At 62.6% G+C, this 26,602-nt stretch carries 21 protein-coding genes; 8 read left to right on the top strand and 13 right to left on the bottom strand.

Annotation, left to right across the window (positions count from 1 at the left end):
• Positions 1-65 precede the first annotated feature (65 nt).
• The 12 genes from Q1B40_RS03690 to Q1B40_RS03635 all read right to left on the bottom strand — a co-directional run bounded on the left by Q1B40_RS03690 (position 66) and on the right by Q1B40_RS03635 (position 12,770).
• Positions 66-1,073: an adenosine deaminase gene (locus Q1B40_RS03690; protein ID WP_299810162.1), complete on the bottom strand. Its 1,008-nt coding sequence runs from the start codon at positions 1,071-1,073 to the stop codon at positions 66-68.
• A gap of 112 nt (positions 1,074-1,185) precedes the next feature.
• A complete protein-coding gene (locus tag Q1B40_RS03685; protein WP_299810159.1) occupies positions 1,186-2,406 on the bottom strand; it encodes a phosphopentomutase in 1,221 nt (406 codons plus the stop codon).
• Between the two features lie 82 nt (positions 2,407-2,488).
• The gene (deoA, locus tag Q1B40_RS03680) at positions 2,489-3,805 is read right to left on the bottom strand and encodes a thymidine phosphorylase (RefSeq protein WP_299810156.1); all 1,317 of its coding nucleotides are present in this window, start codon (positions 3,803-3,805) and stop codon (positions 2,489-2,491) included.
• A gap of 46 nt (positions 3,806-3,851) precedes the next feature.
• A complete protein-coding gene (deoC, locus tag Q1B40_RS03675) occupies positions 3,852-4,628 on the bottom strand; it encodes a deoxyribose-phosphate aldolase (RefSeq protein ID WP_299810154.1) in 777 nt (258 codons plus the stop codon).
• Positions 4,625-5,434: a purine-nucleoside phosphorylase gene (locus tag Q1B40_RS03670; protein WP_299810151.1), complete on the bottom strand. Its 810-nt coding sequence runs from the start codon at positions 5,432-5,434 to the stop codon at positions 4,625-4,627. The genes deoC and Q1B40_RS03670 overlap by 4 nt, the downstream gene beginning before the upstream one ends.
• Positions 5,435-5,440: 6 nt before the next feature.
• Complete coding sequence (gene cdd, locus Q1B40_RS03665) at positions 5,441-5,851, bottom strand: cytidine deaminase (RefSeq protein WP_299810148.1); 411 nt, start codon at positions 5,849-5,851, stop codon at positions 5,441-5,443.
• On the bottom strand, positions 5,848-6,816 hold the full coding sequence (locus Q1B40_RS03660; RefSeq protein WP_299810145.1) for an ABC transporter permease: 969 nt from the start codon (positions 6,814-6,816) through the stop codon (positions 5,848-5,850). The genes cdd and Q1B40_RS03660 overlap by 4 nt, the downstream gene beginning before the upstream one ends.
• Positions 6,817-6,818: 2 nt before the next feature.
• A complete protein-coding gene (locus tag Q1B40_RS03655) occupies positions 6,819-7,925 on the bottom strand; it encodes an ABC transporter permease (protein WP_299810142.1) in 1,107 nt (368 codons plus the stop codon).
• Entirely contained in the window at positions 7,922-9,478 is a 1,557-nt protein-coding gene (locus Q1B40_RS03650) for an ABC transporter ATP-binding protein (RefSeq protein ID WP_299810139.1), read from the bottom strand. Before Q1B40_RS03650 ends, Q1B40_RS03655 begins: the two co-directional genes overlap by 4 nt.
• Positions 9,479-9,561: 83 nt before the next feature.
• Positions 9,562-10,557: a BMP family ABC transporter substrate-binding protein gene (locus Q1B40_RS03645; protein WP_299810136.1), complete on the bottom strand. Its 996-nt coding sequence runs from the start codon at positions 10,555-10,557 to the stop codon at positions 9,562-9,564.
• Positions 10,558-10,717: 160 nt separating this feature from the next.
• Entirely contained in the window at positions 10,718-11,719 is a 1,002-nt protein-coding gene (locus tag Q1B40_RS03640; protein WP_299810133.1) for a BMP family ABC transporter substrate-binding protein, read from the bottom strand.
• A 67-nt stretch (positions 11,720-11,786) separates the two neighbouring features.
• Positions 11,787-12,770, bottom strand: a complete 984-nt coding sequence (locus tag Q1B40_RS03635; protein ID WP_299810130.1) for a sugar-binding transcriptional regulator — start codon at positions 12,768-12,770, stop codon at positions 11,787-11,789.
• Positions 12,771-13,417: 647 nt separating this feature from the next.
• Here Q1B40_RS03635 and Q1B40_RS03630 point away from each other — a divergent pair.
• The 4 genes from Q1B40_RS03630 to hrpB all read left to right on the top strand — a co-directional run bounded on the left by Q1B40_RS03630 (position 13,418) and on the right by hrpB (position 18,349).
• Positions 13,418-14,197: a DUF1194 domain-containing protein gene (locus tag Q1B40_RS03630; RefSeq protein WP_299810127.1), complete on the top strand. Its 780-nt coding sequence runs from the start codon at positions 13,418-13,420 to the stop codon at positions 14,195-14,197.
• A gap of 213 nt (positions 14,198-14,410) precedes the next feature.
• Positions 14,411-14,842: a methylglyoxal synthase gene (locus Q1B40_RS03625; protein ID WP_299810124.1), complete on the top strand. Its 432-nt coding sequence runs from the start codon at positions 14,411-14,413 to the stop codon at positions 14,840-14,842.
• Positions 14,839-15,873 carry a glucokinase gene (gene glk / locus Q1B40_RS03620; protein ID WP_299810121.1) on the top strand — a complete coding sequence of 345 codons (1,035 nt, stop codon included), beginning with the start codon at positions 14,839-14,841 and terminating at the stop codon, positions 15,871-15,873. Before Q1B40_RS03625 ends, glk begins: the two co-directional genes overlap by 4 nt.
• Positions 15,874-15,877: 4 nt before the next feature.
• The gene (hrpB, locus tag Q1B40_RS03615) at positions 15,878-18,349 is read left to right on the top strand and encodes an ATP-dependent helicase HrpB (protein ID WP_299810118.1); all 2,472 of its coding nucleotides are present in this window, start codon (positions 15,878-15,880) and stop codon (positions 18,347-18,349) included.
• 669 nt (positions 18,350-19,018) lie between these two features.
• On the opposite strand, the gene putA is transcribed toward hrpB, so the two are convergent.
• A complete protein-coding gene (gene putA, locus Q1B40_RS03610; protein ID WP_299810114.1) occupies positions 19,019-22,174 on the bottom strand; it encodes a bifunctional proline dehydrogenase/L-glutamate gamma-semialdehyde dehydrogenase PutA in 3,156 nt (1,051 codons plus the stop codon).
• A gap of 142 nt (positions 22,175-22,316) precedes the next feature.
• On the opposite strand from putA, the gene Q1B40_RS03605 reads away from it, so the two are divergent.
• The 4 genes from Q1B40_RS03605 to Q1B40_RS03590 all read left to right on the top strand — a co-directional run bounded on the left by Q1B40_RS03605 (position 22,317) and on the right by Q1B40_RS03590 (position 26,546).
• Positions 22,317-22,772, top strand: a complete 456-nt coding sequence (locus tag Q1B40_RS03605; protein WP_299810111.1) for an Lrp/AsnC ligand binding domain-containing protein — start codon at positions 22,317-22,319, stop codon at positions 22,770-22,772.
• Positions 22,773-22,918: 146 nt separating this feature from the next.
• Positions 22,919-24,142 carry an ABC transporter substrate-binding protein gene (locus Q1B40_RS03600; RefSeq protein WP_299810108.1) on the top strand — a complete coding sequence of 408 codons (1,224 nt, stop codon included), beginning with the start codon at positions 22,919-22,921 and terminating at the stop codon, positions 24,140-24,142.
• A 10-nt stretch (positions 24,143-24,152) separates the two neighbouring features.
• Positions 24,153-25,853, top strand: coding sequence for an ABC transporter permease (locus Q1B40_RS03595; protein ID WP_299810105.1), 1,701 nt, complete (start codon positions 24,153-24,155; stop codon positions 25,851-25,853).
• Between the two features lie 9 nt (positions 25,854-25,862).
• Positions 25,863-26,546, top strand: coding sequence for an ATP-binding cassette domain-containing protein (locus Q1B40_RS03590; protein ID WP_299810103.1), 684 nt, complete (start codon positions 25,863-25,865; stop codon positions 26,544-26,546).
• Positions 26,547-26,602 lie beyond the last annotated feature (56 nt).

Below are 26,602 nucleotides of genomic sequence, written 5' to 3'. Positions count from 1 at the left end.
CTCTCTCTTCCTCTTCAATGCGACCCAGCCACCCTTGCCCGGAAGGGCCAGGGCGTCTTCGGGACCTATCCCTCAACCGGCTTCTGCACCGCGCTGTCCAGCCGGACCAGCAGGCGGTTTCGCGTCGGCTCGTCGCAAAATGCCGCCTCGATGGCCGTGCGAGTGACCTCCATCTGGTCGTCGAACGTCCAGCCGAATGTTTCGGAGACGGAGGAATATTCCTTGCCGAGCGTGGTGCCGAAGAACGGCGGATCGTCGGAGTTGAGGGTCACCTTCACGCCTTGCCGGCGCAGCATGTTCACCGGATGGAAGCGCAGATGGGTATAGACGCCCAGCGACACATTGGAGCCGGGACAGACCTCCAGCACGATCTCCTCGTCGGCCAACCGCTTGACGAGTTCCTTGTCCTCGATGGCACGCACGCCGTGCCCGATACGCTTGACGCGCAGGAATTCCAGCGCTGCGGTGACGCTGTCCGGACCGCCGAATTCGCCGGCATGGGCCGTCGTGCCGAGCCCGGCTTCCGCCGCCATGCGGAAGGCCTTGGAAAAGTTGGCGGGATGGCCCGAGCGCTCGTCGCCTGCAAGACCGAAACCGGTCACCAGGGGATTGGGATTGGCAATCACCTCCTTGATGACGCGTTCCACCGCCGCGGACCCGAAATGACGCACTCCGACCGCGATCATCCGGCCTTCGATGGCGGTATCGTTCTTGGCCCGCTCGATCCCGGCGGACAAGCCTTCGACATAGGAGCGGTAGGAGAGACCCGTCGCCTGGGCATGATCGGGAGAAATGAAGATTTCGCCGTAGATGGCGCCCTCGGCGGCCAGCATGCGGAAATAGGTTTCCGCCAGGATGGCATAGTCGGCGGGGGTCCTGAACACGGCGCTTGCCGTGTCATAGGCCTTCAGAAATGTGGTGAAGTCGGACCAGACATACTTGCCGTTGCCATCCAGCACTTTCGACACGTCCATGCCATGCTTGTCCGCCAGCCGCTTGACCAGGCTCGGCGGAGCCGCGCCCTCAATGTGGCAGTGCAGTTCGGCTTTCGGAACCGTGATGGGATCGCTCATGTGCGGCGGGTCCTCGATCGTGAATGAATGGCAGGTGTGCCGTTCCCGGTGTGGCGAGCCACACCCTTTGGAAAGTACCGGCTCAGTGCCCTATTGTGCCTGAGTCCCCGAGCTAAAGAAAACTCTCACCGTGGAGGCCCCGGGCTATGCCCAGATGATCGGCGACGCTCTCGCCGATATCGGCAAAGGTTTTCCGTCCGCCGACGGATCTGCCAGCGATACCGGGGCCTGTCGCGATGACAGGGACATGCTCGCGCGTGTGATCGGTGCCCTTCCACGTCGGATCGCAGCCATGATCGGCCGTCAGGATCAGCAGGTCTCCCTCCCGCAAACCGGCAAGCAGTTCGGGCAGCTGACGATCGAAGTGTTCCAGGGCGGCGGCATAGCCCGGAACGTCCCGGCGGTGACCGTAAAGCGAATCGAAATCGATGAAATTGGCGAAGACCAGATCGCCGTCCCCGGCCTGCTGCATGGCTTCGAGGGTCTTTTCGAAAAGCGCGTCGTTGCCGGCGCCTTTGAGAACCTTCGAAACCCCCTGATGGGCGAAGATGTCGGAGATCTTGCCGACGCCGTAGACAGTGCGGCCGGCCTGGGTCAGCCGGTCAAGCAGTGTCGGCTCCGGCGGCAGCACCGAATAGTCCCGCCGGTTGGGCGTACGGACGAAGGTTGCGGCCGTTTCCCCGGTGAACGGCCGGGCGATGACGCGGCCGATATTATAGGGATCGGCGAATTCGCGGGTGATCTCACAAAGATCATACAGCCGTTCCAGGCCGAAGTGCTCTTCGTGGGCGGCAATCTGTATGACCGAGTCCGCTGACGTATAGAAGATCGGTTTGCCCGACCTGAGATGCTCCTCGCCGAGCTCGGCGATGATCTCCGTACCGGACGCGTGCTTGTCACCGAGGATGCCGTCCAGTCCCGCCTTGTCCTTGATCCTATCGATCAGTTCACTCGGAAAGGTCGGGATCGTCTTGGGGAAATAACCCCAGTCGAAGCGGACGGGCACACCGGCGATTTCCCAGTGGCCGGACGGCGTGTCCTTGCCGTTGGACACTTCCGCCGCATAGCCCCAGAGCCCTTGCGGGTCGCCTGCGAAGTCCAGACCCGGCACGTCCCTGCCGGTCGACAGCTTGCTGGCCGCACCAAGACCGAGCCGGTCCATGTTGGGAACCGACAAGGGGCCGCTGCGCAACCCCTCCCGATCCGCCAGGCCGGACGCGCATTTCTCGGCGATATGGCCCAGAGTATCGGACCCGGCATCGCCAAAGGCGTCCGCATCCTCCGCGCCGCCAATGCCGAAACTGTCCAGCACGCACAGGATTGCACGGGGCATGGGCATCTCCTCAAATTTTTTCTAATCCCGGCTTCATGCCGGATGGGCACCGGGACCTGCGGTCCCGGCACAAGTTCGTAGCTTACGGTGCGATGCGGCCGGCGACGATGGGCCGGTCGACGACATCTGCCGCCGAGCCAAGGGTGTAGGCCCGGCGCAGAGCGCTCGCCGCCGCTTCCGCGTCTTCCTCGGATCTTGCATGAACGATCGCCAGTGGCGCATCCGCGTCAACCGTGTTGCCGACACCGGCCAGACTGGTCAGTCCGACAGCCGGATCGATCACATCCGAAGCGGCCTTGCGGCCGCCGCCCAGCGCGACCACGGCCACGCCGACCGCCCGGGCATCCACACCCGTGACCACGCCGTCGTGATCGGCATAGACAGGCGCTTCGACAGGGGCCTTTGCGAGGTAGAGTTCGGCTTTTTCCATGAAGTCGGCCGGACCGCCCAGCGCTTCGACCATCTGCGCGAATTTTTCCGCTGCCTTGCCGCTTTGAAACGCTTGGCGCATCATCTCTTCACCAGATTCGGCTGTCGCGGCGATACCGCCGGTGGCGAGCAATTCGCCGCCCTGGGCAACCGTCACGTCCCACAGGCGGTTGTCGATGGCAGTCCCTTTGAGGAAATCCACCGCGTTCTGCATCTCGACCGCGTTGCCGGCAGCGGAGGCCAGCGGTTCGTTCATGTCCGTCAACAGGGCTGTGGTCTTGAGACCGGCGCCGTTGGCCACCTGAACGAGGCTTTCCGCCAGAGCGCGGGCTTCCTCCAGCGTCGCCATGAAGGCGCCTGTGCCCCATTTGACGTCCAGCACCAGGCCCTGCAGGCCTGCCGACAATTTTTTCGACAGGATGGAAGCGGTGATGAGATCAATGCTCTCTACGGTGCCGGTCACGTCACGGATGCCGTAGAAGCGCTTGTCGGCGGGGGCCAGATTGCCCGTCTGGCCGATGACGGCGCAGCCGATCTCCTTGACCACCTTCTTGAACAGCGCGTTGTCCGGCTGGGTCTGGTAACCGGGGATACTGTCGAACTTGTCCAGCGTGCCGCCGGTATGGCCGAGGCCGCGGCCGGAGATCATCGGTACGGCTGCGCCGCAGGCGGCAAGCGCCGGGGCGAGCATCAGGGAGACGTTGTCCCCGACGCCGCCGGTGGAGTGCTTGTCGAGAACCGGCGCGTCGATACCGGACCAGTTCATGACATCGCCGCTGTCGCGCATGGCAAGCGTCAGGGCTACGCGTTCGTCTACGTTCAATCCCTTGAAAAAGACGGCCATGGCCAGGGCCGCTACCTGTCCCTCGGTGACCGATCCGTCGGCCAGCCCCTTGACGAAAAAAGCGATCTCCGCGGCGTCGAGTGTTCCCCCGTCGCGCTTCTTGCGGATCAGTTCCTGCGGCAGCATGCTTGGTATCCTCGTGGCAACATTTTTCAGAAGCCCTGTTTCAGCTTCAATAGCTCTGGCCGGCCGTCGGGTCCTTGCCCTCGATCGTAGCGATCAACGCATCCAGAAGGCCGCTTGCGCCGAAGCGGAATGTGGACGCCGACGCCCAATTGTGACCCATGATCCGGTCCGCGAGCGCCAGATAGGACGCTGCATCCTCACTCGTCCTGATGCCGCCAGCGGGCTTGAACCCGATGACGCGTTCAGCGTTGTCGCGGCGCGCCTCCTCGATGGCGGTCAGCATGATTTCGGCGGCCTCGAGCGTCGCATTGACGGCGACCTTTCCCGTGGAAGTCTTGATGAAATCGGCTCCGGCGGAGATCGCCACATTGGAAGCGGCATGGATCAGCAGCGGATCGCCGATCTCCCCGGTTTCCAGGATCACCTTCAGGATCGCAGGCTCCGGGATCACGGCCTTGACGCGGATGATCTGCTCTTCGGCATATCCCTTCCGCCCCGCCGTGAAGGCCTTGTAATTCATCACCAGGTCAATCTCGTCGGCGCCATCGTCCAGCGCCTGTTTCGTCTGGGCGACAATGGTATTGGTGTCGTCATCACCTGCCGGAAAATTCACGACGGTGGCGACCTTGACGCCGGTTCCCTTCAGCTCCTGTGCTGCCTGCGCGACGAAACGCGGCCAGACGCAGACGGCGGCGACCGACCCGTGATCCGTCACGGTGCGGACGCTCAGCGCGGTGATATCGGCGGCGGTGCAATCCTCGTTGAGGTTGGTCAGATCGATCAGCCCGAGGGCGCGTTTTGCGTTTTCGACCGTGTCACTCATTCCCCGACCTCCTTCACGAATGCCCTTACCAGCTCTTTCATGCGCTCCATGCCCTGCAGCGCGACGGATTTGGTCTCGTCGTGGGAAAGCGCATGGGTCTGCATGCCTGCCCCGTAGTTGGTGACGATCGACATGGCCGCAACCCTGAGACCCATGAACCGGGCCATGATGACTTCCGGAACGGTGGACATGCCGACAGCATCCGCACCCAGCAGCTTCGCCATGCGAATTTCCGCCGGCGTTTCGAAGGAAGGGCCCGAGAACCACATGTAGACACCTTCGGCAATCGGATCGCCGGTTTCCGCCGCAGCCTTCTTCATGGCTTCCCGCAGCTCGGGATCATAAGCAGCGCTCATGTCCAGAAAGCGTTTCTCGTTCTCCTCGCCGATCAGCGGGTTCTTGCCGGACCAGTTGATGTGATCGCGGATCAGCATCGGCGAGCCCGGCGCCACCTCTTCGCGCAGGGAGCCGGCCGCGTTGGTCGCCAGAAGAATCTCGCAGCCGAGCTCCTTCAGGGTCTCGACGGGCGTGCGCATGACCGACGGGTCGCCAGTTTCATAATAATGGGCACGGCCGGACAGGATCACCACGGGAACACCGGCCAGCGTGCCGGCCACAAGTTCACTGGAATGGGAGGTTACGGTGGAGACCGGGAATTCGGTCAGATGGGTATAAGGAATGCGGACCGCATCCTCGACCTCCTCGGCCAGCGCGCCGAGGCCTGAGCCGAGTATCATGCCGATCTTGTAGGAACCTTTGCGGGCGGCGCGGACGATTTCCGCGCATTCATGGCCATAACCGCTCATCGAGGGTCAGTCCTTCCTGTTATTTGTCGTGTAATCCAGTTCGAACGCTGCCGGCAGCAGTTCGTCCATGGTGAAGCTGCGGCGGATACCGTTCAAGTCCGCAACATGGACGATCAGATCGTCCGTGGCGAATTCCTTAAGCCGCTGGCGGCACATGCCGCAGGGCGTGCACAGGGCCGCATCGCCGATGACAACGGCTTCCGCGATCTCGCGATAGCCGGCCGCGATCATGGCGCCGACCGCCCCGCCCTCGGCGCAGACGCTGACCGGGTAAGACGCGTTCTCGACATTGCAGCCGGTGAAGACGCTGCCATCCGGAGTGCGCAGAGCAGCGCCGACCAGGAAGTTTGAATAAGGCGCATAGGCCTTTTCGCGCACCGCCCGGGCCGCTTCGAAGAGCTTGTCCAGATCGCTCATGACCGTTCCTTCAGATACGGAATTCCGGCGGCTTTCGGCGGCACCGCCTTGCCGATGAAGCCGGCAAGCAGGATGACCGTCAGGATATAGGGCAGCGCCTGGAAGAACTGAACCGGGATCTCGCCGATGCCGGGGACCTCCTGGCCCTGCATGCGGATGGCCACCGCGTCGAGGAAGCCGAAGAGCAGGCAGGCGAACATCGCGCTGGCTGGCCGCCACTTGGCAAAGATGAGCGCCGCCAGCGCAATGAAGCCCTTGCCCGCCGTCATGTTGACGCCGAAGCCAGCCCCTTGCGCGATCGACAGATAGGCCCCCGCGAAGCCGCAGAGAATGCCGCAGGCGATCACCGCACGGTACCGCAGCCAGGCGACCGAGATCCCCGCTGTGTCGACGGCTGCCGGATTTTCGCCAACGGCACGCAGCCGCAGACCGAAGCGGGTCCGGAACAGCACCCACCATGTCAGCGGAACGGCAATGAACCCGGCATAGACGAGGATATTGTGCCCGGACAGAAGCTCGCTGTAGAGCGGCCCGATCACCGGTACGTCGCGTAATTGTTCGGCATATGGCCAGACGATATCCCTGAACCGGCCCCCCTCGGGCAGGGCCGGAGTTCGTCCCCCCTGGCGGAACCATGTCTGGCCGAGCAGCGCCGTGAGGCCGGCCGCCAGAAAGTTGATGGCCACGCCGGATACGATCTGGTTGCCGCGATTGCTGATCGAGGCGAAGCCATGCAGCAGGCCCAGCGCAACGGACACGCCGATGCCGGCCAACAGGCCAAGCCAGGCGTTTGCCGTGACATAGGCGACGGCTCCGGCACCAAAGGCGGCCCCGAGCATCTTGCCTTCCAGGCCGATATCGACAACGCCCGAGCGCTCGGAATAAAGCCCGGCAAGACAGGCCAGCAGCAGCGGCGTCGACAGGCGGACGGTGGAATCGAGGATAAGGATGAGGGTCTCGAACATGATTACGCCTCCTCCGCCGCATGCGCCTGTGAAGGCATGAACAACGCGGTGATGGCCGGCCGGAACATGTGTTCAAGCGCGCCGGCAAACAGGATGACCAGGCCCTGGATGACAATGATCATGTCGCGGGTGATGTTCGGCATTTCGAAGGACAGCTCCGCGCCCCCCTGGTAGAGCATGCCGAACAGGATCGCCGCCAGAACGATACCGACCGGATGCGCTCGTCCCATCAGGGCCACCGCGATGCCGACAAAGCCGTAGCCGGCGACAAAATCGATCAACAGGCGGTGCTGCGATCCCATGATCTCGTTGATCGCCATCATGCCCGCAAGCCCGCCGGAAATCAGCATGGTGATGACGATGGTGCGCACGGGTGAAATACCGGCATAGACGGCCGCCGTCGCGTTGGCGCCGAAGGAGCGGATTTCAAAGCCGAGCTTCGTCCGCCAGATCAGCAGCCAGATCAGGACGCAGGCTGCGAGTGCGACGAACAGGGACAGGTTCACCGGAGCATAGCCGAAGCCGAAGGAAGGAAAGACGTCGTTCAGGAACGGCAACCGGCCGCCCGCCTCGAACGTTCGTGTTTCCGGCTGCATGGAGCCCGGTTTCTTCAGCGCGCTGTTGAGCAGATAGACCATCAGCGACGAGGCGATGAAGTTGAACATGATTGTGGTGATGACCACATGGCTGCCGCGTGTCGCCTGCAGCCAGGCGGGGATGAACGCCCAGGCGGCCCCCATCAGCGCCGAGCCGATGATCGCGAAAGGCAGCGTCACGTACCATGGCACGATGTGGTCGAGGGCAAGACAGGCGAAGGTGACCCCGAGCCCGCCGATATAGGCCTGGCCCTCGCCGCCGATGTTGAACAGCCCGGCATGGAAGGCAACGGCGACGGCAAGCCCGGTAAAGATGAAGTTGGTGGCGTAAAACAGCGTGAAGCCGATGCCTTCGCCATAGCCCAGCGAACCCCAGATCAGGATCCGCACCGCTTCCAGCGGGTTTTCTCCGATCAGGACGACCACAAGGCCGGACACCAGAAAGGCTGCCGCCAGATTGACGAACGGGATCAGGCCGTAATCGACCCAGCGCGGGAGCTGACCGGCACTCATCGGGCGCTTCCTTCTACAGACATTTTCGCTTGGTCCTCAACACCCGCCATGAGCAGGCCGAGTTCGCCTTCGTCCGCGTTGGCGCCGCGCTCGCCGACGATCCTGCCGTCAAACATCACCAGTATCCGGTCCGCAAGCGCGCGGATTTCATCGAGCTCCACCGAGACCAGCAGGATACCCTTGCCGGCATCGCGCAATTCCACCAGGCGGCTGTGAATGAACTCGATAGCACCGATATCGACACCGCGAGTCGGCTGGCCGACCAGCAGCACGTCCGGGTCCCGTTCGATTTCACGCGCCAGCACGATCTTCTGCTGATTGCCCCCGGAAAAACTGGCGGTCTTGAGCATCGGATTGGGGGGACGAATGTCGTATTTTTCGATCTCGGCGACCGCGTTTTCCTTGATGGCGGCAATATTCATCAAAAGACCGCTGGAATAGGCAGGATCGCGGTGATAGCCGAGAATGGAATTCTCGTATTCGGCAAAACTGTTGATCAGACCCATGCGGTGACGGTCTTCCGGGACGTGCCCCATGCTTTTTGCCCGCATGTCCGCCGCGTCCAGAGTGCTGGTGCCCAGATCGATTGTTTCACCGTTGATCCTGAGCGTGCCACCGGTCGCCCGGCGAATGCCGGCGAGCGTTTCCAGCAGCTCCGACTGACCGTTGCCCGAGACACCGGCTATGCCGACAATCTCGCCGGCGCGGACGGAAAAGCTTACGTCCTTGACCACCTGAACACCGCGTTGGTCGGTCACGGACAGGTTCTCGACCTGCATGACCGGCTCCGCGGCCACGGCCGGTTTCTTGTCGACCCGCAGAAGCACGCTGCGGCCAACCATCAGCTCGGCTAGTTCTTCCATGGAGGTGTTGCGGGTTTCACGGGTCGCCACCATTTCACCGCGGCGCATGACGGAGACGCTGTCGGTCGCGGCCATGATTTCGCGCAGCTTGTGCGTGATCAGCAAGATGGTCTTGCCTTCGTTCTTCAGGACCTCGAGAATCTTGAACAGGTGATCGGCTTCCGGCGGGGTCAGAACTCCGGTCGGCTCATCGAGGATCAGGACCTCGGCGCTGCGGTACAGTGCTTTCAGGATTTCCACCCGCTGCTGAAGGCCGACAGGCAAGTCCTGAATGAGCGCGTCCGGATCGACGCGCAGTTCATATTCCTCTTCCAGGCGCTTCAGCTCGATGCGCGCCCTGTCGAGGCCTCCGGCCAGCATGGCGCTGTCTTCCGCGCCCAGAACAATGTTTTCCAGAACGGAGAAATTGTCGACCAGCATGAAGTGCTGATGCACCATGCCGATGCCCATGCCGATGGCCGCCTTGGAATCGGCAATCGTGACCTTCTTGCCGTTGACAAGAATGTCGCCGTCATCGGCGTGGTAAAACCCGTAGAGGATCGACATGAGCGTGGACTTGCCCGCGCCGTTCTCTCCGATGATCCCGTGAATGGACCCCTTCTTCACCACAAGGTCGATGTCCTTGTTGGCATGGACCGGACCAAAGCTCTTGTTGATCCCGCGCAGTTCGATTGCCGGCGTTTCGTTCATGCCTTCCCCCAGGCCCGACGGATTTTCTTTGTCATTGTTTCGCCCCTTCGGATCTTACCGGTCTGCAGCGTGACGCGCGTTGCCTAAAAAGGACATGCCCCTTCGGAGACGACGTCATGCACCTTGACGGATCCGTCGGAAATACCCGCGACCGCCGCCTCCACAGCCGCTTCCATCTCCGGCGTGATGAGGTCCCTGTTGTTGTCGTCCAGCACCCAATCCATACCACCATCGGCCACGCCCAGCACCCGGATACCAGGGGTGAAGGTTCCATTGCGGGCCGCGAGGAAGCTGTCATAGACCGCAGTGTCGATACGCTTGCGAATGGAGGTCAGCACTTTGCCGGGATGCAGGCCGTTCTGGTTGCTGTCGGTCCCGATGCCGAGAATTCCGGCATCGGCCGCCTTTTGCAGGACACCGATACCCGTGCCGCCAGCGGCCTGGATGATGACGTCGGCCCCTCGCCGTATCTGCACGGTCGCCAGTTCGCCGCCGCGGATCGGATCGGCGAAGGCAGCCGGTGTGTCGCCGGTCATGTTGAAGAGCACCCTGACGTCCGGATTGACGTCCAGCGCGCCCTGCTTGTAACCGCACAAAAAGCGCCGGATGATCGGGATGTCCATACCGCCGACAAAACCGATGGTGCCGCTTTTGGAGGCCATGGCCGCGAGCAGGCCGGCGAGATAAGCGCCTTCCTGCTCCTGGAAAACGTAGGAGCGAACATTCGGCTCGTCGACGACCATGTCGACGATGGTAAAATCCGTCTCCGGAAAATTCGGGGCCGTCTGGGTAAGGGCGTTGGCCTGATTGAAGCCGATGACGACGACCGGCTCAAAACCGCGACTGGCAAAATTCCGTAACGCCTGCAGGCTCTGGGCATCGCGCTCCAGCTCGAACTCGCGGACCGGGCTGCCGGTCTCGTCCTGAAACCGCTTCACACCGGTATAGGCGCTTTCGTTGAAGGAGCCATCGAACTTGCCGCCGACGGAATAGACGATCGCTGGTTCGGCAAAGGCTGTGGCCGCGGCGAGCACGGTGGCGATCGCCGTAGAGAAGACGACAGACGTGAATCGGATCATTCGGTCCCCCTCAACCTGCCCGGCGGCAGACATTCCCCGTGTCTTCCGCATCCGGATGAACACGGACAGGATATTTTTGAAACTTCGAGATCGATCGGCCTGCCTTCACGCGATTGTCCGTGAAGGCAGGCCGGTTCTTATGTGCGGATCTGAGCTTGCCTCAGACCGGGCAGGCCTGATCGGCCATGTAGTCATGCACTTCGATTTCGCCGGAGATGATCTTCTGGGTCGCTTCTTCGACAGCAGCCTTCATCTCGTCGGAAACGAGAGGAGCATTGTTGTCGTCCAGAGCCCAGTCGACACCGCCCTCTTTCAATCCGAGAACCTCGAAGCCGGACGTCCACGCGTCGTTCTGCGCGTCTTCAAATGCCTGATAGACGGCGATATCGACGCGTTTCAGCATGGAGGTCAGAACGGAACCGGGATGCAGGCCGTTCTGGTTGCTGTCAACGCCAATGCCAAGCTTGCCACTGTCGGCAGCCGCCTGCAGCACGCCAATTCCGGTGCCACCGGCCGCGTGGTAGACGACGTCCGCGCCACGGTCGAACTGGGACTTGGCCAGTTCGCCACCCTTCACAGGGTCGTTCCAGGCAGCGCCCGTGGTCCCGGTCATGTTTTCGAAGACTTCAGCGTCGGGATTCACGGCCAGCACGCCCTGCTTGTAACCGCAGGAGAATTTGCTGATCAGCGGAATGTCCATGCCGCCGACGAAACCGACCTTGCCGGTCTTGGAGGACATCGCCGCCATCATGCCGACGATATAGGAGCCTTCGTGTTCCTTGAAGAGAATGGACCGCACGTTCGGCAGGTCGACGACCATGTCGACGATGGCGAACTGGGTGTCCGGAAATTCCTTGGCGACCTTTTCCACCGCGTTGGCCTGGGAGAAGCCGATGGCAACGATCGGGTTCATGCCGCGCTTGGCGAAGTTGCGCAGCGCCTGTTCACGCTGGCTGTCGTTCTGGATTTCGAAATCCCGGTATTCGACGCCGTTGTCTTCCTTGAACTTTTCAGCGCCGTTATACGCACCTTCGTTGAACGACTTGTCGAAACGGCCGCCCAGATCGTAGAGAACGGCCGGCTGGATATCCGCCGCTGCCGCGCTCATGGCCGACAAGGCCAGTCCGGCAAGCGCCGTGCCGATGGTTAGAAACTTTTTCACGTGTATGTCCTCCGACATGCGGGGGCCTGCCTTCGGCCGACCCGTTTCCCCTCGTGGCCCAGCCGCGTCATGCGGACTGTGCCAGTTGCAATCCGGCCCGTGTGCTCAGAGCCCTCGCGAGGGTCTCGTCGGTCACCAGGTCGGTAATGACACCGGTGCGCAGGGCTGCAAGTGTGGCATCCACCTTGCTTTCCCCGCCCACCAGCGCAATCACGCGGCTGCCACGCACTTCGTCGAAGTGCAGCCCGACGGCACAATCGCCGAGCGTATCGGGCGCCAGTTTTCCGTCAAGCGTCAAGAACCGGCCCATCAAATCACAGACGGCGCCGACTGACAGCAATTCTTCCTGTTCCTGCTTCGAAATCATCCCACGCCGCACCAGGTGGCCTTCGTTCTCCACCGAACCGATACCAACGAGGAAGGCATCGGATTCACCAGCGCGCGCCATGAGATCCTGCACGCTGCGCTGGGTCAGGAACATCGCCTTCTCGTGGCGGTTTTCGGCAAAATACGGCACTGGCAGGTAATAACCGACCCCGCCGGTGCGTTCCTGCATCTTCTGGATGATATCATAGGGGTTGGCGGCAAGTGTCCGCGTCAGCGACCCGCAGATCGACATGATCTCCAGATCCGGGCGGGCGATTTTCGGCAGCGCCTCGACGGTGGCCGTGAGCGTGCGCCCCATGCCGACCCCAAGCCGGGTGAGGTTCGATCCACTCAGGAGAGCCGCAAGGAACTGCGCCCCGGAAGCGGCAACCGCCCGCACAGCACTGTCATCGTCGCCGCCGCCGAGATCCGGAGCGACGATGCAATTCGTCAGGTGGAAGTGACCGGTGAGTTCATTTTCCAGATTGAGGCATTCCATCGGCCGCCCATCGACCTGGAACTTCACGTATCCGGCTTTCTGGGCATGAGCGATCAGGCGATGGACCTTTGCCGGCGACACCCCGAGCTGAGAGGCGATCTCTCCCTGCGTCCGGCCACCCACGAAGGAAAGCCAGGCCGCCCGGATGGCCATATGCGATGTCCAGTCGTCGTCGCGCACCTGCATTCCGCCTCGACACCTTCCCCTGAAAACAGCCCGCATGACCGGAAACACGTCCGAATTCCGATCACCGCCGCTCACGCCTTGCTTCGTTTCGAAGCTTTTTTGTTTTTGCCAGGCGATTCTCGAATTGCGTCGCCTGAAAATTTCTTCACCAAGTGAGGATTTCTTCAGATCATGACCAGCCGCAACGCCGACGTCAACTGAAAAAGCTGCCGATTTTTCGGACACGTGATGCTTTTTCAGGCAATTTTACGATCTGCACAGCAGATAAGCGAATTCGGCAAATTTTGCCGGACATTTGCCGTGAAACGGCGGAAGGCGGCAATTTCTGCCTGGTAATCCGGCATTTTATCCCTATCTGTGTATAACATGCACTCCGTGCGCATTTGATTTTGCCAGCCAAATTCCATTCCGCTACGTTTGGCATGTAGCTTGCTAAGTAAATTACCAGGCTCAACATAGGCATTCGACGTGCCTACGTAAGAATCACAAGGAACGAAAAGCAAAGAAATACAAAAACAAAATAGTCCGGGGAGACGTAACCACCCAGCCGCAAGGCTGACGTAAGGAGAAAAACAATGCGTCTCGGCATTCCAAAACTGTGTGCACCAGCGTTTACGAAATTACTGTTTCTTTTCTGTGCGGTCTTTATGCTCACCGCACCTTCAGTCGCGCGGGATTACCGTTCGGCTCTGATTGCCTCATCGCAATTTGTGTATGATCCGGCCAGCGAAGTGGACGTGGAACTCGTTCTGGCCGTCGACATTTCCCAGTCCATGGATACCGAAGAACAGGAAGTCCAACGCGCCGGCTACGTCGCCGCCCTGACCTCCCGGGAGTTCCTCGACGCCATTCAGGTCGGTCCGATCGGCCGTGTGGCGGTGACCTATATGGAATGGGGCGGGGTCGATGAGCATTTCATCGTTGCCGACTGGACCGTCATCCGGGATGCGGGCTCGGCCTCTCATTTTGCATCCAAGATCGCCGAAGCCCCCCTGCGGCAGGTCCAGCGCACATCTATCGCCTCCGCACTCGAGAAATCCGTTCAGCTGGTTCAGAACAACCAGTATACGGGCCTTCGCCAGGTCATCGACATTTCCGGCGACGGCCCGAACAACCAGGGTGGTTCGGTGACGGAAATGCGCGACCGGATGGTGGCTGCGGGCGTAACCATCAACGGGCTGCCGCTGATGATGAAGTCCAACAAGAACACCTGGCAGGCCATGCTCAATCTCGACCACTATTACGAGGATTGCGTGATCGGTGGCCCGGGGTCCTTCGCCATTCCGGTGCGCTCTCAGGAGGGCTTTGCCGACGCGATCCGCATGAAGCTGGTGATGGAGATTGCCGGGCTGACGCTGCCTCAACACGGAGCCCAGGTGCACAAGGTTGCCGGCCGCGAACCGATCCGCTGCAACCTGTTCGACTGAGAGCTGCTTCTTCTCCTTAAGCTTCCCGCCGCGTTCCTTGCCGGAGCGCGGCGTTTTTGCATTGCGGCTCGAGACACTTCCACTGCCGCTTTCGATGGTCCGGGTCTTTTCCTTCTGCAATATACGTATAAGTTCCCATCTTCCTTTGCCTAAAGCGCTTTGAGCGGCTAAATACATCCGGCCGCCGTTGTTTTCGCAGATAGAGGATCGTCGATGCCCTCCAAGCCTACGCTCGCGCTCATCGCGCATGATGCCAAAAAGGATGCCATGGTTGAATTTGCCCGGCGGCACCTCGACAAGCTGGAGGATTTCAACCTCGTGGGGACCGGGACGACCGGTGGACGCATACAGGAAGCCTGCCCCGGTCTGGAGATTACCCGGCTGAAGAGCGGCCCTCTGGGCGGCGACCAGCAGATCGGCGCCATGATCGCCGAAGGCAAGCTGCAGGGGCTGCTGTTTTTCGTCGATCCGCTTTCACCGATGCCGCATGATGTCGATGTGAAAGCCCTGATGCGGCTGGCGCTTGTCTACGACCTGCCGATGGCGCTTAATCCGTCAACGGCGGACATTCTGCTGCGTTCAGCCCGTCTGACCGGCCTCAAGACAAGCTCCCAGACCCCGGAAGTGAGTGCCTTCGCATCATGAATCTTCAGGCACCCAAAAACTCCTTTGCCTATCCTGTTCTTGTGGCCGACATCGGTGGCACCAACGCCCGGTTTGCACTGGTCGACGGGCCGGACGCCCCGACCCGCATGTGCGGAAAGACGGCGACCGCCGGTCATCCGGACATTTCATCGGCGATCCGCAACGCGGTCCTGCCGGGGACGAATTTCACACCCAGAACCGCGATCATTGCCGTGGCCGGACCGGTGACCGGCGATGTCATCCCGCTGACCAACGCCGCGTGGGTGATCGAACCCCTGAAGATGATAGCCGACCTCGGCCTGCAGCAAGTCGTTGTTCTGAATGACTTCGAAGCCCAGGCGCTGGCGCTTCCGGCCTACAGCGGCGGCGATGTCGAGCAGATCGGACCGGGTGAAATCCGCGATGCCACCGCGAAATTCGTGCTTGGCCCGGGCACGGGACTCGGTGCAGCCGCGATGATCCACGCTGCCGACACCTGGATTCCCGTTCCCGGAGAAGGCGGGCATGTCGAGCTCGGCCCGGTGACGCCGGAGGATTTCGAGATCTGGCCGCATATCGAAAGGGTCGGCGGCCGTCTCGGGGCCGAGCAGATCCTGAGCGGAACGGGTCTGCCGCGCCTGGCACGGGCGGTTGCCCTGCATATGCGCAACGAGCGCGCTTTCGAAACGCCGTCCAGTATCACTGCCGCCGCGAAGGACAACGACCCCGTCGCGGTCAAGACCCTGGAAGTGTTCGTGCGCTGCCTCGGCCGGGTCGCCGGAGATCTGGCGCTCACCGTGCTCGCACGGGGCGGGGTCTATCTGACCGGCGGCATCACGCCCCGGATCACCCGCTTCCTGACCGACGGCGGGTTTCGCGCCGCCTTCGAGGCAAAAGCGCCGCACGAGGCGCTGATGGCCAAGATCCCGACCTTCATCGTTCGTCACCCGAACCCGGCGCTGGAAGGTCTGGTGGCCTTCGCCAAGACCCCGGACGCCTTTGCCGTCGACATGCAGGGCCGGCATTGGAAGAGTGCTGCTTCGCAGACCTGATGCAATGGTGAGCGTTCCCGCCTTCGCCGCCCCCCTGCCGATTGACGGCGTCCTTGAGGCCCTTCTCGACACGCTGGACAGAAGCGCCAACGCGGTTCTGGTGGCCGAACCCGGCGCCGGCAAGACCACGCGTGTTCCGCTCGCGCTTCTGGGTGCGCCCTGGCGGCAGGACGGCAAGATCCTCGTGCTGGAACCAAGGCGCCTCGCCGCCCGGGCCGCTGCCCGGCGCATGGCAGGAGAACTGGGTGAGCGTGTCGGCGAAACCGTTGGCTACCGGGTGCGCATGGAAAACAAAGTCAGCGCCCGCACCCGGATCGAGGTGATCACCGAAGGTGTCTTCACCCGTCTCATCCTGAACGACCCGGAGCTGACCGGTGTTGCCGCCGTCCTGTTCGACGAATTCCACGAGCGCTCACTCGACGGCGATCTGGGTCTGGCGCTTGCCCTCGACGTACAGTCGGCCCTGCGCGAAGATCTCCGCCTTCTGCCGATGTCGGCAACACTGGACGCGGCGGGAATATCGACCCTCCTGGGCGATGCCCCGGTGATAGAAAGCAAGGGGCGAAGCTTTCCCGTCGAGACCCGCTATCTCGGCCGCACGCCGAACACGCGCATCGAGCCGCAGGTTGCCCGCGCCATCCATCAGTCCATCGACGCTGACAGCGGCTCGCTTCTGGTTTTCCTGCCCGGCCAGGGCGAGATCCGGCGCACTGCAGAACTGCTCGCCGGGAAGGTTCCCGGCGACTGCGTCATCGCCCCCCTTTACGGCGGTCTCGATGCCAGGGCGCAGGACGAGGCGATCCGCCCCGCGCAGCCGGGCACGCGCAAGATCGTTCTTGCCAGCGCCATCGCGCAGACCTCGCTGACCATCGAGGGCGTCCGCGTGGTCATCGACAGCGGGTTGGCGCGCGTGCCGAGATACGAGCCGCAAACCGGCCTGACCCGGCTGGAAACCGTGCGCGTGTCGCGCGCTTCCGCCGCCCAGCGGCGCGGCCGCGCCGGCCGGACGGAAGCCGGTGTCTGCTACAGGCTGTGGGACGAAGCCCAGACCGTTGCCCTGCCGCAATCGGAAACGCCGGAAATCCTGGAAGCCGATCTCACCGGCCTCGTTCTGGATCTGGCCGCCTGGGGCACCGGCGATCCGGACAGTCTTTCCTTCGCCGATCCCCCGCCACGCGCCGCCTGGGCGGAAGCCAAGACGCTGCTGCAGGACCTGCATGCGCTCGACGCCGCGGGACGACTGACCGGGCAAGGCAAGGCGCTCGCGGATCTTCCCCTGCACCCGAGGCTCGCGCATATGGTGCTGGAAGGCGCGAAACAGAACCTCGGTCACACAGCCGCGCTGATCGCCCTGCTTCTCTCGGAACCCGGCCTCGGCGGGCGCGATCCGGACATCCGCGTCCGCCTGCAGGCGCTTCGTCACGACAAGAGCCAACGGGCAAGGGATGGCCGCAGTCTTGCCGAACGCTGGTTGAAACAGGCCCATGGTTCCGGCCGCGAAGTCGATGTCGAAAGCGCCGGCATGCTGCTGGCGCTCGCCTATCCGGATCGTATCGCGCAAGCCCGCGGCCAGACCGGCCGTTTCCGCCTCGCCAACGGCCGAGGGGCCGAGCTTGAGCCTTCGCACGGACTTGCGGCTGAGCCCTTCCTGACCGTGGCCGACATCCAGGGCAAGGCGGCCAGCGGCCGCATCCAGCTTTGCGCCCCGATCACCAGGACCGAGATCGAAGAGCTTTTCGCCCCGGATATCGTCGAAGAGGAAGAGGTTCAGTTCACCGGCGACGGAGCCCTCAAGGCGCGGCGCGTGCGGCGCTACAAGGCCGTCGAGCTTCAGTCCGTGCCGGTCAAGGCTGCCGACCCCGAGGCCATTGCAAGAGCGCTCACCGCGGAAATTCGTCGCCGTGGCGTCGCGAGACTTCCGTGGAACAAGGACCAGGAGCGACTGCGCAGGCGCGTTGCCTACACCCGCGACAACGGCGCGGCCGATCTGCCGGATCTTTCGGACGGGGCGCTGACTGAAAGCCTGGAAACCTGGCTTGAGCCCTTTCTGGCAGGCTGCAGCAGCGTCTCCGCGATCGACGCCGGCCTGCTCGGGACAGCCTTGTCGGCCCTGCTGCCCTATGACGCCACCGCACAGCTCGACGCACTCGCCCCGTCGCATTTCACCGCACCCACGGGAAGCCGGGTGCCGATAGATTATGGTGCGGCGGCCGGTCCGACGCTGTCGATCCGCGTGCAGGAACTCTTCGGCCTCAAGGAACACCCCAGCGTCTGCGGCGGCAGGCTGCCGCTTATCCTGGAACTGCTCTCCCCCGCCCAGCGCCCGATCCAGATCACCCGGGATCTGCCCGGTTTCTGGGCGGGGTCCTGGTCGGACGTGAAGGCGGACATGAAGGGACGCTATCCGAGACACCCCTGGCCGGACGACCCGACCATTGCCGAGGCGACACGGCGAGTGAAACCGCGGGGCAGTTAAGGTTGGAGGCCTGGCTTCTGATACGGCTGCGCCGTTTACCCCCATCCCTAACCCTTTCCCACAAGGGGGAAGGGGCTCAGGCTGAGTTTCTGGCTTTTCCGCATTCTTCAAACCGGCATCCGGAGGGTGACGCAATTTTCCAAAGATCCGCGGAATCACCGGCGCCGGATAGATAGCCGGAACGGAGAAGCCCACTATCCGTCTTACATCCTGTGAAAGGCCTCCCTCATCCATGTTGCAAGCCGCTGCAAGTCCCCCTCTTCCTTGTGGGGAGGGGTCAGGGGTGGGGGGGGGCCAGACAGATCTTCCGGATTACGGCTTCGCCGTTCACCCCCATCCCTAACCCTTCCCCACAAGGGGGAAGGGGATCAGGCCGAGTTTCTGGCTTTTCCGGAGTTTCGAAACTGGTACTCGGGTGACCTGGCATGTTTCCGGCATTTTGAGAGATCGCCGGTATCTATAACGGAGCGGCCCACTATCCGCCTTTCACCCTGTGAAACGGTGAGGTCATCCGCGTCGCAAGCCGCTGCAAGTCCCCTCCCCCTTGTGGGGAGGGGTTAGGGGTGGGGGTCCGGGCGGATCTTCCCGATCACGGCTTCGCAATTTACACTCTTCTCTTAAGTAACAAGAGAAACAGGACGAGAACCGCGCCTTCCGCGTTGTTTCACCTCAATCGTCGGACGCAGCCACCAGGCTGGCGTTGCCGCCGGCGGCGGCCGTGTTGATCGAGACGACCTGTTCGAGGGCAAATCGTGTGAGGTAGGCCGGGCCGCCTGCCTTCGGGCCGGTGCCGGAGAGGCCGGAGCCGCCGAAGGGCTGGGTGCCAACGACTGCGCCGATGGTGTTGCGGTTGACATAGACATTGCCGACGGACAGCCGGTCGACGACCTTCTTGACCGTCGCGTCGATGCGGCTGTGGACACCGAGCGTCAGGCCGTAACCGGTGGCGGCGATCTGATCGAGGACCTTGTCGATGTCCTTCGCCTGGTAGCGCACAACATGCAGGACGGGCCCGAAGACCTCGCGTGTCAGGGCGCCGGAAGTATCCAGCTCGATGATATGCGGAGCTACCCATGAGCCATTGGCGAGTGGTCCCGAAGGCGTCTCGCCGGCATAGCGCAGGGTCTGGCTTTCCCGCATGTCATCGATATGGGCAACAATAGCATCGCGGGCCTCCTCATCGATGACCGGACCGATATCGGTGGACGGCAGGCGCGGGTCATCCAGTTTCAGCTCTTTCGCGGCGCCTTCCAGCATCCGCAGCAGAGGGTCGGCAACGTCTTCCTGAACATAGAGAAGCCGCAGGGCCGAGCAGCGCTGCCCGGCGGAGCGGAAAGCCGACATCATGACATCGTCGCAGACCTGTTCCGGCAAAGCGGTCGCATCGACCAGCATGGCGTTGATGCCGCCGGTTTCGGCGATCAACGGTACGATCGGGCCATTCTTGGCGGCAAGCGTCCGGTTGATCGCCCAGGCGGTTTCCGTCGATCCGGTAAAGGCGACGCCGGCCACGGCGGGATGAGAGGTCAGCGCGGCGCCAATGTCGCCTTCGCCGGGCACCAGCAGGAAGGCATCTTCGGGAATGCCGGCCATATGCATCAGTTTTGCGGTCTCGAAGGCAATCAGCGGCGTCTGCTCGGCGGGCTTGGCCACCACGGCATTGCCGGCGACAAGCGCAGCGCTGACCTGGCCCAGAAAGATCGCCAGCGGGAAATTCCACGGCGAAATGCAGACGAACACACCGCGCCCGCGATGGCGGTAGCGGTTTTCCTCGCCGGTCGGCCCGGGCATCAACTCCCCTTCCCCGAAAAGCTTGCGGGCTTCGCCGGCGTAATAGCGGCAGAAATCGACCGCTTCACGGATCTCCGCAATGCCATCGGTCAGGCATTTGCCGCCCTCCATCGCCAGAATTGCCATCAGCCGGTCGCGGTTTTCCTCCAGAAGGTCGCCGAGCCTGTCCAGCGCGGCGGCACGCTCGTTGACCGGCCGGCGCGACCAGGTCTCGAACCCTTTCAGCGCGACGTCGACGGCCTTTCGCGCGGTCTCCACATCCGCGAAGCGAACCGTGCTGACCTTCGTACTGCCGTCCATCGGCGCAAAGACCGGATGGGCGTCGCCCGATGCGGACAGGCCCGTACCGAGCGGACCGGCTTCGGTAAACGGCGCGGTGAACGCGGCCATGCCCGTCACCAGCGCATTGCGTTCCGCCGAACAGCCGAACTCAAGGCCCTTCGAATTGCGGCGGCTCTCTCCGTAAAGGTCTGCGGGCAGCGGTATCGACCGGTTGATCGCATGATCGCCGTTTTCGAGAATTCTCGCAGGACGTTTCAGCAGATCCCGGACAGGAACCGAGGCGTCGCCCACGATGGTGACGAAAGAGGAGTTGGCACCGTTTTCCAGCAAGCGGCGGACGAGATAGGCAAGCAGGTCCTTGTGCCCACCGACCGGAGCATAGATGCGGCACGGGAACCCGTCACGCTCGCAGACCGACTTGTAGAGGCTTTCGCCCATGCCATGCAGGCGCTGAAATTCGTAGCCTTCCGCGACATTTCCCGATAGCTCGATGATCTGGGCGACGGTCAGGGCATTATGCGTCGCGAACTGCGGATAAAGCACGTCCCGGGCCGCCAGCATGCGCTTCGCACAGCAAAGATAGGCAAGATCGGTCGCCGCCTTGCGGGAGAAGACCGGGTATCCGTCGGCGCCGTTTTCCTGGGCGTGCTTGATTTCCGTATCCCAGTAGGCGCCTTTTACCAGGCGCACCATCATTCTGCGGCCTGTCTTGCGGGCGGCATCCACCAGCCAGTCGATGACCTCCGGGCTGCGTTTCTGGTAGGCCTGCACCGCCAGACCGAAGCCCTCCCAGTCTTTCGTGACCGGATCGTCAAGCAGGGCTGCGATCACGTCGAGAGAGATTTCGAGACGGTCGGCTTCTTCGGCATCGATGGTGAAGTTGAGATCGCGGTCCCGAGCCATCTGCACCAGCTCGCGCAGCTTCGGCAGCAATTCGTCGCGCACCCGTTCCCCTTGAACCGCCTGGTAGCGTGGGTGAAGGGCCGAGAGTTTAACCGAAATGCCCGGCCGGTCCGGCAGCTGCTTGTCGCCCGCGGCCTTGCCGATCGCCTCGATGGCTTTTGCATAGGACTGGAAATAACGCTCGGCGTCTGCGGCCGTGCGCGCGCCCTCCCCGAGCATGTCGTAGGAGTACCGATACCCCTTGGCTTCCTGGGTCTTGGCACGATCCAGCGCCTTCTGAATGGTTTCGCCAAGCACGAACTGGTGTCCGAGCAGGTGCATCGCCTTGCGGGTCGCCAGGCGCACCGTCGGCATTCCCATGCGCTTGACCAGGCTGGAAAGAACGCTCTGCGGTGTGTCGCCCGGGTGCAGAAGCCGGGAAGTGATCCCCAGCGCCCATGAGGAGGCCGACACCAGCCAGGTATCGGACTTGTGGCCGGAGGACGGATCGTCGAACCGGGCGGCCGCCAGCTTGTCCTCGATCAGCTTGTCTGCAGTCACGGCGTCCGGCACGCGCAGCAGAGCTTCGGCCAGAACCATCATCGCCAGACCTTCGCGCGTCGTCAGACCGAACTCGCGCATGAAGTCTTCCACACCGCCGAGACCAACCTGAACCGCGCGCATGTCCTGAATATAGCCGCGTGCGCGCTGGTCGATCAGTTTTTCCACCACCGGATCGCCCGCCGCCTCCTTCAGCAACGCCTCGATCAGCACCCTGTCATCGGGCGCATAGGCGGCGCGGAACGGCATCAGTTCCGCATTGTCGATCGGCGTCACAGAAGCAGAGGTGGGGGCAGCGGCAGAAATCATGGAAACCTCCAAAACAGCACCATGGGAGACCTGGGCATTACATTCCCCTACAATACCGGATTTCACATGGCGATTTTCCCTATTTTTCACTCATATTGTGAGGTATTATTCGTCCAATCTGTTTTCAATAGAGATTTTCGCCGTGCTTGATCCCGTCGACCGGAAAATTCTGAGAGTTCTGCAGCAGGACGGCCGTATCACCAACACGGACCTTTGCGAGCGGGTGAACCTTTCGGCGACGGCAACGGCGGAGCGGATGAAGCGGCTGGTCCGGGAAGGCTATATCGAGCATTTTTCCGCCAGCCTCGATCCGAAGAAAGTCGAGCGGGGCCTGCTCGTCTTTGTCGAAATCCGGCTGGAGCGGACATCGCCGGAGATCTTCGACGCGTTCAAACACGCCGTCGAGCGCGCTCCGGACATTCTGGAATGCCACATGGTGGCGGGCGGCTTCGACTATCTGGTAAAAAGCCGTGTGAAGGACATGGAGGCCTACCGCGCTTTCCTGTCGGATGTGGTGCTGGCGCTTCCCGGCGTCCGGGAAACCCATACCTATGCGGTCATGGAAGAAATCAAGGACACGCATATCCTGCCAGTGTGACAAGTCAGTGTGACCAGCGAGAGGCTATTTGGAACCGGACAGGAGAAAGCCTGCGGGCGTCCAGCCTATATGCGTTCACAAAGCATTGTCTTGACCGTGTCGTCCCGCCTGCGCAAGGGACAGAGACCGCACAAGGGGGAGAAACAATGTCTCGATTGCTCACTATCGCACTCGGTCTGTTTTTGTTGTCGCAGGCACCGCTTCAAAGTTTTGCGCAGGACGCTGCGCCGTCTCCGGAGTGGCAGGCTACGCTGGACGCTGCCAAAGGCCAGACCGTCTATTTCCATGCCTGGGGCGGCGAACCGCGCATCAATGCCTTCATCGCCTGGGCCGGCCGGGAGGTTGAGCGGGACTTCGGTGTGCGCATCGTTCATGTGAAAGTCAGCGACACTGCAAGCGTGGTGTCGCAGGTATTGACCGAAAAATCGGTCGGCAAGACCTCCGGCGGCGCTGTCGATCTCATCTGGATCAATGGCGAGAACTTCGCCTCCATGAAAGAAAACGGCCTGCTGGCCGCGCCCGGTTGGGCGCAAACCCTGCCCAACTGGCGCTATGTCGATGTCGAGAACAAACCGACCGTGACCATCGACTTCACGGTGCCGACGGATGGCCAGGAAAGTCCCTGGGGAATGGCCAAACTGGTTTTCATGCACGACAGCGCCAGGCTGCCGACACCGCCGGCAACGCTTGCCGAGCTGCTCACTTTCGCGAAAGACAATCCCGGTCGTTTCACCTATCCGCAACCGCCGAATTTCCATGGAACGACTTTCCTGAAACAGGTTCTGGTCGATACGATCCAGGACCCGGACCTTTTGTCGAAACCGGTCAGTGACGCGGATTTCGACACCGCCACCGCGCCACTGTTTGCCTATCTGGACGCATTGAACCCGGTGCTCTGGCGTCAGGGGCAAACGTTTCCGCAGGACGCGGCGCAATTACGCCTGCTGCTTGCGGACGGCGAACTGGATATCGCCTTCTCCTTCAATCCCGGAGACGCTGCCGCAGCGATAGCCAACGGGGAACTGCCGCCCAGCGTGCGCAGCTTCGTTCTCGACGGAGGCACGATCGGCAATACGCATTTCGTTGCGATCCCCTTCAACAGCTCCGCCCAGGAAGGCGCCAAGGTATTCGCCGATTTCCTGCTCTCACCGATGGCCCAGACCCGCAAACGCGATCCGGAGATCTGGGGCGATCCGACCGTTCTTAATGTGGCTGGCTTGCCGGACAATGAAAAAGCCCTGTTCATGGCACAGGACTTCGGCCCGGCGGCGCTGTCACCGCAAGATCTCGGGCCAGTGCTGCCGGAGCCGCATCCCAGTTGGGTCAGTGCGCTGGAAGAGGCCTGGACCGCTCGCTACGGCACCAGATAAGTGAGACCTCTTGCCGAAACCTGAGGGCCTTCCGGACGTGGCGACCGTCCTTGTGACCACCTTGCTGGCGGCGCCGGTTCTGGCCGGGCTTGCAGGCACCGTGTTGCCGGCCTTCGGCTATCTGCCTGTCCTTGGTCATGAGGCCTTTTCCGGCGAGCCGTTCCGCAAACTGTTTTCAATGCCGGGCCTGGCGACCTCCGCCGCGCTCGGTTTCGGCACCGGTCTTGCCGCCTCTCTCATATCACTGGCAATCGTCCTTCTCTTTACCGCCGGTTGGGCCGGAACGGACACTTTCCGTCGTTTGACGCGGTTCCTGTCGCCGCTCCTGTCGGTGCCGCATGCGGCCGCTGCCATCGGGCTGGCGTTCCTGATCGCACCCTCCGGCTTTCTGGCCCGCCTCGCCTCGCCATGGGCGACGGGCTGGACCCGTCCGCCGGACATATTGATCCCCGGCGACCCCTATGGCCTCGCCATGACTTTCGGGCTGGTGGCCAAGGAGGTTCCGTTTCTTTTCCTGATGACACTCGCCGCCCTGAACAGGCCCCATGTTCAGGATTACCTCAAGGCCGGTGCAAGCCTCGGCTACGGCCGCATGGCCACCTTCTTCAAGATCGTTCTGCCGCAGATCTATCCGCTGATCCGCCTGCCGGTGCTGGCGGTGATCGCCTATGCCACTTCTGTTGTCGATGTGGCCGTGATCCTGGGCCCGACGACCCCGCAACCCCTGGCGCCGCGCCTTGTGGGCTGGATGAATGATCCGGATCTGTCCCTGCGCCTCATGGCTTCGGCCGGGGCGCTGCTTCAGCTTCTCGTCAGCGCCGGCGCGCTGCTCGTCTATCTGCTGCTCGAAATGCTTGCCGGATACGGACTGCGCACGCGCTTTGCCAATGGCCGCCGGCACCCGCGCGACGTCTTGGCCAGGGTTTTAAGTCTCGTACCGATGCTGCTGATCATCACCGCCATGAGCCTGTCCGTGGCGGTTCTGGGGGTCTGGTCGCTGGCAAAATCGTGGTGGTATCCCGCGAGCCTGCCGCAGGCTTGGAGCCTTGCCCGCATGCTGGACGCTCTCAAGTCGGGTGGCCCGAGCCTTGGGGCCACGCTGGCCATCGCGTGTGGCGCCGCCATCATCGCCACCGCTCTGACGCTCTGGCTGCTGGAGGCGCGCGGCAACGCCGGGAGACGTGAAACCGGACGGTTGAAGGCTCTGATCTTCCTGCCTCTCCTGCTTCCGCAGATCGGCTTTCTATTCGGCCTGCAGATGTTCTTTCTGCTTGCCGGGCTGAGCGGTACGCTGACAGGCGTGCTGCTTGCCCATCTGATCTTCGTCTTTCCTTATGCGTTCCTGGCCCTGAGCGATCCCTGGAACCGGCTCGATCCGCGCTACGCCAAGGCCGCCCGATCCATCGGTGCAAGCCGGGCCCGGGTCTTCTTCCGGGTCCAGCTGCCGCTGCTGCTGCGCCCGGTTCTGGTGACCTTCGCCGTCGCTGCTGCCGTTTCCACAGGACAGTACCTGCCGACGCTGATGATCGGCGCGGGGCGGGTAGTGACGGTCACGACGGAAAGCGTTGCCCTTGCGAGCGGCGGAAACCGCCAGATCGCCGCGCTCTATGCCCTCCTGCAACTGGTCGTTCCGCTGGTGGGGTTCACTCTGGCGGCGCTTGTCCCGGCGCTGGTTTTCAGGAACCGCGCCGCCATGCGGCTGGAAAGGTAACATACGGACATGCACTCCAGCGATCGCAGCTCCGGCCTTGTTCTCGATACCGTCACCATCCGGCTGGACGGCGTGCCACTGCTTGAAATCGATTGCCGGATCCTACCGGGCGAAGTGCTGACGATCATGGGGGAAAGCGGCAGCGGAAAATCCAGCCTGCTGGATTTTATCGCCGGCTTCCTCCGGCCGGACTTCACGGCGGAGGGACGGGTGATCCTGAACGGCCGGGATCTGACGTCCCGGTCCGCGCAGGACCGGCATATCGGCCTGATGTTCCAGTCGCCCCTGCTGTTTCCGCATATGTCCGTCTTGCAGAACCTGATGTTCGCCCTGCCCGCGACCTGCAAACGCCGACAGGACCGGCAGGATCTAGCTGAACGCGCTCTGGCCGATGTCGGCCTTGCCGGCTTCGGCTCACGGGATCCGGCGACACTGTCCGGCGGACAGCAGACACGCGTTGCGCTGATGCGCACGCTGCTTGCCGAACCGGAGGCGCTTTTGCTGGATGAACCGTTTTCCAGCCTCGACCGGACGCGCCGGGAGGAGGTGCGGCAACTGGTTTTCGATCTGGCGCGAAAGAAGGGATTGCCCGTGCTTCTCGTCAGCCATGACGAGGAAGACGCCCGGGCGGCCGATGGCGAGGTCCATCGTCTTGGCAACGGTGAAGCCGGCAATGGCTGCCGGACAGAGTGAGCGCGTTCGACCGTTCCCGGCGCGGAGCACCGGGAAAGCGAGGCACGGGAAACAGG

It is taken from the genome of uncultured Roseibium sp., from assembly GCF_947496995.1.
Taxonomy (GTDB): Bacteria; Pseudomonadota; Alphaproteobacteria; order Rhizobiales; family Stappiaceae; genus Roseibium.
Note: the sequence above shows the minus strand (reverse complement) of the source record. Positions and strands in the feature narration are given on the sequence as shown.